The sequence below is a fragment of the Gardnerella sp. 30-4 genome (assembly GCF_001641215.1).
Classification (GTDB): Bacteria; Actinomycetota; Actinomycetes; order Actinomycetales; family Bifidobacteriaceae; genus Bifidobacterium; species Bifidobacterium leopoldii.
In genome coordinates this window covers 1-6,642 of the sequence record NZ_LXJL01000069.1, presented here as the reverse complement: position 1 = coordinate 6,642, position 6,642 = coordinate 1, and the positions used below count along the sequence as shown (strand labels likewise).

The following is a 6,642-nucleotide window of genomic DNA, read 5'->3' as shown; positions in this document are numbered from 1 at the left end:
CAATTTTTGTCTACTCTTAACCTTTAAAATAGTTTTTTTTTTAATCGATTTGAAGTTGCCTAAATTATTACTTATTCGGTAAAATGAAGTATTGCTTTCAACAGATTTCCTTCAACTACACTTCACTTGATTCAAACAAGGTGGGTACATTTCTATTCCCACAAACTCCTTGTCAATGGAAACAAACACGTACCCACAGGGTAAATGGAAATAGAAACTGATAATTTCTAGCTATCACTTCTACTCATTCCAAAAATTTTCTCACTCTGATACTTACCCACCATAAAGCAAAAAGCCTTGCAATCAAGGCTTTCATTATCCCTTTCGTTCAAAGGTTTCTAAGCTTTTACGAGCAGAGCGACACACTCAGCGGTTCGCTATCTCCGTTCTGTCTGCGTGCTAGCACTTGTCAATCACGGACAGCTATCGCATGGGCGGAAGTAAATGCTAATCTTCGTCGTTTTACTCCTTGACTAGCAAACTTACCGCCTCAACATGCTACGTTTGTAGGTTTCACAGGAACTCCTATTGCCGAAACATATCAGACCTTTGGTCAGGAAATTGATAGATACACTATGGATCAGGCGGTCGCAGATGGACTAACTGTTTCTATTAAGTATCATCCTCGTATTGCCAAGGTGTTACTTGATAAGACCAAAGCTAAAGAAATTGAAAATTACTATAAAAAGTGTGCCGATGATGGTGCAACGTATGATGATATTGAAGCCAGTAAACGTGCAATGAGTTCTATGGAAGTTATCCTTGGCGAGCCTTCTCGCTTGGAGAGGCTTGCTATAGATATTCATGACCATTATATTTCATCTTGTGATAGTGACCCAGATAGAATTCAGAAAGCAATGATTGTCTGCTCTAGCAGAAAAATTGCATATTCACTTCTTTTGAAATTCAAGGATAAATATCCGGAATGGTTTGAAGAAAAGAAAACTCCTGACGGAGTTACTGCAACAGATGAAGAACTTAAAGAATTAAAGCCTATGCCATTTATGGCTATGGTATCGAGTGTTGGAAGTAATGATGAAGCTGAGATGTATAACTATCTTGGTGGAGTTAAAAATGATAAACGTTGCGAAGAACTGGATGCAGCCTTTAAACAGGAAAAGTCTAATTTCCATATTGTTATCGTAGTTGATATGTGGATTACGGGATTTGATGTTCCGTCACTTACATATTTATATAACGATAAGCCTTTGAAGAAGCACTTGCTGATTCAAACTATCAGTCGTGTAAACAGAAAATATCCCGGCAAAGAATATGGTATGGTTATCGACTATATTGGCATTCGCGATAATATGCGTGAGGCCATGAAGGTTTACGGTGGTGATACATCAGTTGCTCCCACATCGGATGACGTTGAGCAGGCTACCTCTGCATTCAGGGAGGAGATTGAAATACTTAAAGCACTGTTTACAGATTATGACTTAGCTCCATTCCTTAATACGAAATGTGACCCTGTTGAAAGATATAAATTACTTTCCAAAGCGGCTGAGTATGTCTTTACATCAGCACAGGTCTTGCAGACAGAAGGAAACGGAAAAACTAATCAGGTCTCATTTAAGACATATTTCTTAAAGTCTGTTAAGAGAATGAGAAGTGCTTTTGATATTTGCCAACCTTCTGGAAATCTGGGCGAAGAAGAATCTGCGCTTGCACAGTGCTTTATGGCTATAGCAGGCTTCGTTCGTAAAATGAGTGGAACCAGCGATGTTGATGCTGAAACTATGAATCTTGTGGTATCAAAGATGGTTGAAGAGGCATTAAAATACAATAAGGTAGAAAGTGTTCTTGAAAGTGGCGAGGAAGAAGATATCTTCTCTCCTGAATACTTTGAAAAATTATCAGATGTAGAAATGCCTGCTACAAAGTTAGAATTACTTATCAAAATGCTCCGTAAGCAAATAAAGGAATATGGCAGGGTTAACCAATTAGCAGCGAAATCTTTCCAAGAAATGATTGAAAAGACTATTGATGAGTACCATGAAAGACGTAAGCACCTTACTGCTGAAGAAGCCGGGGCAACACAGGAAGCTGCCTCAGAAGATATTATTAAGGCTGCAACTGAACAAGCTTTAGTGATACTTCGTCAGATGAACGAAAATCGTGAGAGTTTCCGTAAAATAGGATTAACCTTTGAAGAAAAGGCATTCTATGATATTTTGATTGCTCTTCGTGACCAGTATAAGTTTGAATATGGCATTGACAAAGAAGTTAACGGTGTTGTGATAAACGATAAATGCAAGACACTTGCTAAAAAAGTTAAGGAAATAATAGATACCGAGTCTTCATTTGTGGACTGGCTCAACAATCAGAATGTGCGTAATCAGTTAAAATTGAAGATAAAGATTTGTTTGGTTAAGAACGGCTATCCGCCACAGTATAGTCCTGAAGTGTTCACAAAGGTGATGGAGCAGGTAGAAAATTTTGAGGAGCATTCTGAAACAACTTCAGAAAGTTAGATTATTCCTTTTCCTTATTGCTTCTATGTGAAGAACTATGATGTTTGCTGAGAATAGTGCCCTATATGGTAGAAAGAAGGATGGTGAATAACATGGGAAGTATTGTTTTAGAATTACAGAATGAAATTGTGTCATCAAATTGCGATGTTGTTAATATATTACGCAAAGCACATTTGATTGCATCAAAATTAAAGCTTGCTGATTTTGATCAATGGATTCAACACGAATTAAATGGTTATCCTGACCCAGAATCTTGCCCTGAGTATAGAAAGGTTCGTGGAAGTTTAAAAACTTTCAATCCTTATCGCGGTTGGATTCCAACCTCAATACAGGATAATGAATACGAAAAAAAGATTTGTGAAAGAAAGTTAGTAAATTCAATTTCTGAAATCATTTCTTTATGTCAGTCCTCAGGAAATGTATTAACTTTAGATTTTTCAGGCGAACAACTTGCATTGTTTGATAAAATGGCTGATTCGCTACTTCCAATGGATTATGCATTACATGTACCTACAACTGCAGTTAAAGACATTGAAGAAAAAGTCAAAAATACTATTTTAGAATGGACATTGAAATTAGAATCGGAAGGTATTGTAGGGGAAAATATGGTTTTCTCTGAGACTGAAAAAGAATCCGCAGTGAACATGCCGCAAACCGTGAATAATTATTACGGGAATACAAGTGTGATCAATTCGCCATCCGATAATGTACAGATAGTGTCTGGAAGTGAGAATACAGTTACATTTTCCTATGATAAAGTTAAGGATGTAGTTGATGCCGTTGAAAAAAGTATTAGTGAATCTGATTTATCAAAAGAGGATATAGAAACCGCAACAGAATTATTAGCTGACATCAAATTAAAAATTGAAGAAGAGAAGAAACCGCATATTTTAAAATCAGCATTGGTTGGACTAAAAGACTTTTTAATTAATACAGGTGCCAGCGTTACTGCAGTGTTAATACAAGCTCAAATACAAGGTTTGTTCTAAAAATCTCAAATACTATTTCGGTATCTGAGTATAAGAAAACGGCCACACAGAGTATCTCTACTCTTGTATGGTCGTTTTATTTCTTATGTTCCCGCTTAAAGGCTTTCAGTTGGTTTTCTTTTAATCCCTTACTGAACACTCCTTTTCAAGCATGCTTTTTGGGGTCATGTGATTACAGAAACTGTTGCTAGCGTTTGCACGCTTATTATTGCGCTGCTTGTACAGCAGTTCGTAGGGCACCGCGTACTAGGTTGGGAAACTGTGGTCATACTCGCGTTGAGTGTTGTGGTGTTTTCGCTGCTAAGTGCAGCGTATCTGCAGTGGGATAGGCATCGCAGACCAGATGACGGATCTGGTGATTTACTCATAGGAATCATCGATTTTGTGCTCAGGCTGCTGGTGACTTCTGGTATTGCTTTATTGCTTGTTTCCAATATCACGTTGCTAAGCATTATTATTGGTGCAGCGATTACTAGTGTGTTGCTGTTTGTTTTTGAAAAGCCTTGGCAGCCAGGTATGACGGATGCGCAATTACAGGAAGCTTCAAAGAAATCGGTTGAGCTTGGCGTTCAAATGCTTGAAGAAGAACGCGTAAAGCGCGCCGAGGTGAGAAACAAGATTGCATTACAGCATGCGAGCGCAGGTAAAACAGACACTCCTAGAGGTACGTCTCTAACATTCTCATCGTTAATCGTTGCGAATATGCTGATGGAAGCAGTATATGCTGTTGTTACATTTTTGCTTGCATTGATGCTGCAATGGTGGATGCTTTGTACTATCGCTGGCTGGAGCACGCTACTCGTCATATTCTTTGGCAATATGCTATTTTCTTGCGCGGCGGCTGCGATTATGGTTCTGATGGGCGCATTGAAGGCTGATCAACAGAAATGCCTAACAAAAAGTTGGCCTTTCTTAGTTATTGTTGTACTGCTTCGACTGCTGATCTTTGGTGTTCTCGCTTGGCTTCTTACACCGAGTTTGGCATGGGTGAGCGTAGTTGTTGGCATTGTGCTTACCAATATTGTTCTCGTTATCAAGTGGCACCCACGGAGAAGAACCGCAGTAGCTGCGTAAGATTCTGTAAGACTGTTTTCTTCTTCTTTAAGCAAAAGGCTCTACGTAACCCGTTATATCTTTCCTTTTTCCTTGCTATTAGTATTTATAGTTTTTGTTTAAAAAACTTAACAGCCATTTCATAAACAAATGTAACAGTTTTTTACGTGTTATATCTTGGCAATGTTGTATTAAAAAAGAGCCGCATGTTTCGCATATCTCCATCGTGTTTTATTTGCACTGGTTTTACCATTCTTAACCATCTTGTTGCTACATACACTACCAATGGGATTATTGCAAGAGTTCATCATTTAATTACAACAGTAGATTAGGTTAGTTTCATTAGAGTATTCTAATTGTAGTCTATTTGCATAATTTAGTATTTGGGGGAATAACCCTATTTCTATTTGTTACAAGTAAAACTTAGAACACCTTATACATTTTATGTGTTATCAAAAATAACAACAACAATTGTATGGCAAAAAATTATTGGATAGAATGAGTATTAAACCTATTTGGTGTGCGACTCCGTGGAGTAAGTGAGGAGAATATTCTTATGTACAAGGTTCTTATGTTCGTGCTGAAGTTGGTTCTGTTTACAGCTGTGAATTTTATGTTCCTTTACTTGTCGATGGTGGTATTCGGCCATGATTTTGGTGTGATGTTCAAAACGTATGGGAATGCGCTCGGTCCGCTTATGTTCATGCTTGCTTTGATGACAACGATGTCGTTGCCTAATGAAGGAACCATTTTTGAGGATAAGCGGCAAAAAAGTGTGTCTAAAAACCCGAGTTATCGTTGAAATACCACGGAAAACTCGCTGTTATTAAGCTAAAAAAGCTTAACATTCAGCATTACTTGACATTGAAAACAAAAGGGGCTTAGGACAATTTTTAGACATTTTGTGCAACCATAGCACGATGTTCCATAATTGTCTTTTAAGCCCCATTTTAATTCTGTGATTGTTGTAAAAATCAATATAAGTATGAATAGCTTGACGTAATTCTTCTGTACTATCCCAGCTACTGCGACTTAGATAACAAATTGCGAAAAAGTTATGCAATGAGAACGTTATTTGCAATTTTTATATTGCGAGCATGCTGTTAGCGATTAAGCCCTCACTTTGGTGTAAATTCATTTCCTTCCCTTTATCTGCTATTTTTATGTTCAAACTCAAACGAGAAAATAAGCGGGGCTTCCTACCATCACGGTGCTTGATCGTATTATCTGATGTAGTAATGCGAACATAAAAATCGTGTATGACAGTCGAAAAATCCCATTCGTGCAAATGTGTTGCAATATGCGATACAGTATTTTATGGTGTGTGTATGGAGGTTGGTTGATATGGCAGTTACTAAAAGTGCGAATGTGAATGTGAGAATATCATCCTCTAGTAAATAAACAAGTAACCAGTCTGCCTTGATGTGGCATTCGTGAACTTAACGTTGTACATCAGTCTTGCAACAACGCTTTCTTAAGGTCTTCCATAGAGGAATACGATGGTACGTTAGGGTCTCTGGAAATTCTTCTAGCTTCTTCCATAGCAGCCAGTGATTCAGTGTTATATTGTGGCTGCTTAATTATGAATGGGAAACCGCCTTCCATTATGGAAGTTCGTAAGAAAATATTGATAGCATCAGTGACGGAAATTCCGAAGCTGCCAAATAAGTCTTCAGCACTTTGTTTTACACTTGGTTCAATACGTATGTTGATGTTTGCAGTTTTAGACATATTATTACTTCCAACTACTTATAATGTATTGCAAATGTTAAACAAATGTTTTGTGGTTGCTTATATTTGAGTTTTTGACGTAATGCTCATATAATTTTCCACGTAAAGCACATTTAAGTTTATGAGGTGTTGCGCTATGACTGCCCAAATGATCGCTAGTCTTAAGAACGGTTTGAAAGGCATATAAAAGCACATAAAACAGCTTAAGATACATATTCTTTAGCAGTATTAAACACGCATTGCACATGATGTTTGTCATTATGTTTGCACGTGCGCGCTGGTTTTTACACGTTTTTTGCATGTTTTTGCGCGTTCTTATCGTTTCTTGTAAGCAAGCGTTATCTTTTTATCTAACTGATTTTCATTGTTGAAATTTATTCAATAATAGTAAGAAT

General features: G+C 37.5%; 6 protein-coding genes and 1 pseudogene. 5 read left to right on the top strand and 2 right to left on the bottom strand.

Features of this window, described 5'->3' with window-relative positions; translation table 11 throughout:
* Nucleotides 1–503 precede the first annotated feature (503 nt).
* The 5 genes and pseudogenes from A5294_RS06965 to A5294_RS04755 all read left to right on the top strand — a co-directional run.
* Nucleotides 504–674, top strand: a pseudogene (locus A5294_RS06965) (hypothetical protein); the annotation flags it as partial.
* Nucleotides 675–740: 66 nt separating this feature from the next.
* On the top strand, nucleotides 741–2,474 hold the full coding sequence (locus A5294_RS06960) for a type I restriction enzyme endonuclease domain-containing protein (RefSeq protein ID WP_306467725.1): 1,734 nt from the start codon (nucleotides 741–743) through the stop codon (nucleotides 2,472–2,474).
* A 92-nt stretch (nucleotides 2,475–2,566) separates the two neighbouring features.
* Nucleotides 2,567–3,463, top strand: coding sequence for a hypothetical protein (locus A5294_RS04765; protein ID WP_004122116.1), 897 nt, complete (start codon nucleotides 2,567–2,569; stop codon nucleotides 3,461–3,463).
* Nucleotides 3,464–3,631: 168 nt separating this feature from the next.
* Nucleotides 3,632–4,537, top strand: coding sequence for a hypothetical protein (locus tag A5294_RS04760; protein WP_064340595.1), 906 nt, complete (start codon nucleotides 3,632–3,634; stop codon nucleotides 4,535–4,537).
* 535 nt (nucleotides 4,538–5,072) lie between these two features.
* The gene (locus A5294_RS04755) at nucleotides 5,073–5,318 is read left to right on the top strand and encodes a hypothetical protein (protein WP_004573997.1); all 246 of its coding nucleotides are present in this window, start codon (nucleotides 5,073–5,075) and stop codon (nucleotides 5,316–5,318) included.
* Between the two features lie 39 nt (nucleotides 5,319–5,357).
* On the opposite strand, the gene A5294_RS06980 is transcribed toward A5294_RS04755, so the two are convergent.
* Together A5294_RS06980 and A5294_RS04750 are read right to left on the bottom strand one after the other, a co-directional pair.
* Nucleotides 5,358–5,579 (bottom strand): IS3 family transposase, encoded by a 222-nt coding sequence (locus A5294_RS06980; protein WP_217428672.1) that lies wholly within the window; start codon nucleotides 5,577–5,579, stop codon nucleotides 5,358–5,360.
* A gap of 389 nt (nucleotides 5,580–5,968) precedes the next feature.
* Entirely contained in the window at nucleotides 5,969–6,247 is a 279-nt protein-coding gene (locus A5294_RS04750; protein WP_032842270.1) for a type II toxin-antitoxin system RelB/DinJ family antitoxin, read from the bottom strand.
* Between the last annotated feature and the right edge of the window lie 395 nt (nucleotides 6,248–6,642).

Coding starts and splice junctions, on each gene's coding strand:
- A5294_RS06960 (WP_306467725.1), top strand. CDS start 741: ATGAGTTCTATGGAAGTTATCCTTGGCGAGCCTTCTCGCTTGGAGAGG.
- A5294_RS04765 (WP_004122116.1), top strand. CDS start 2,567: ATGGGAAGTATTGTTTTAGAATTACAGAATGAAATTGTGTCATCAAAT.
- A5294_RS04755 (WP_004573997.1), top strand. CDS start 5,073: ATGTACAAGGTTCTTATGTTCGTGCTGAAGTTGGTTCTGTTTACAGCT.
- A5294_RS04750 (WP_032842270.1), bottom strand. CDS start 6,247: ATGTCTAAAACTGCAAACATCAACATACGTATTGAACCAAGTGTAAAA.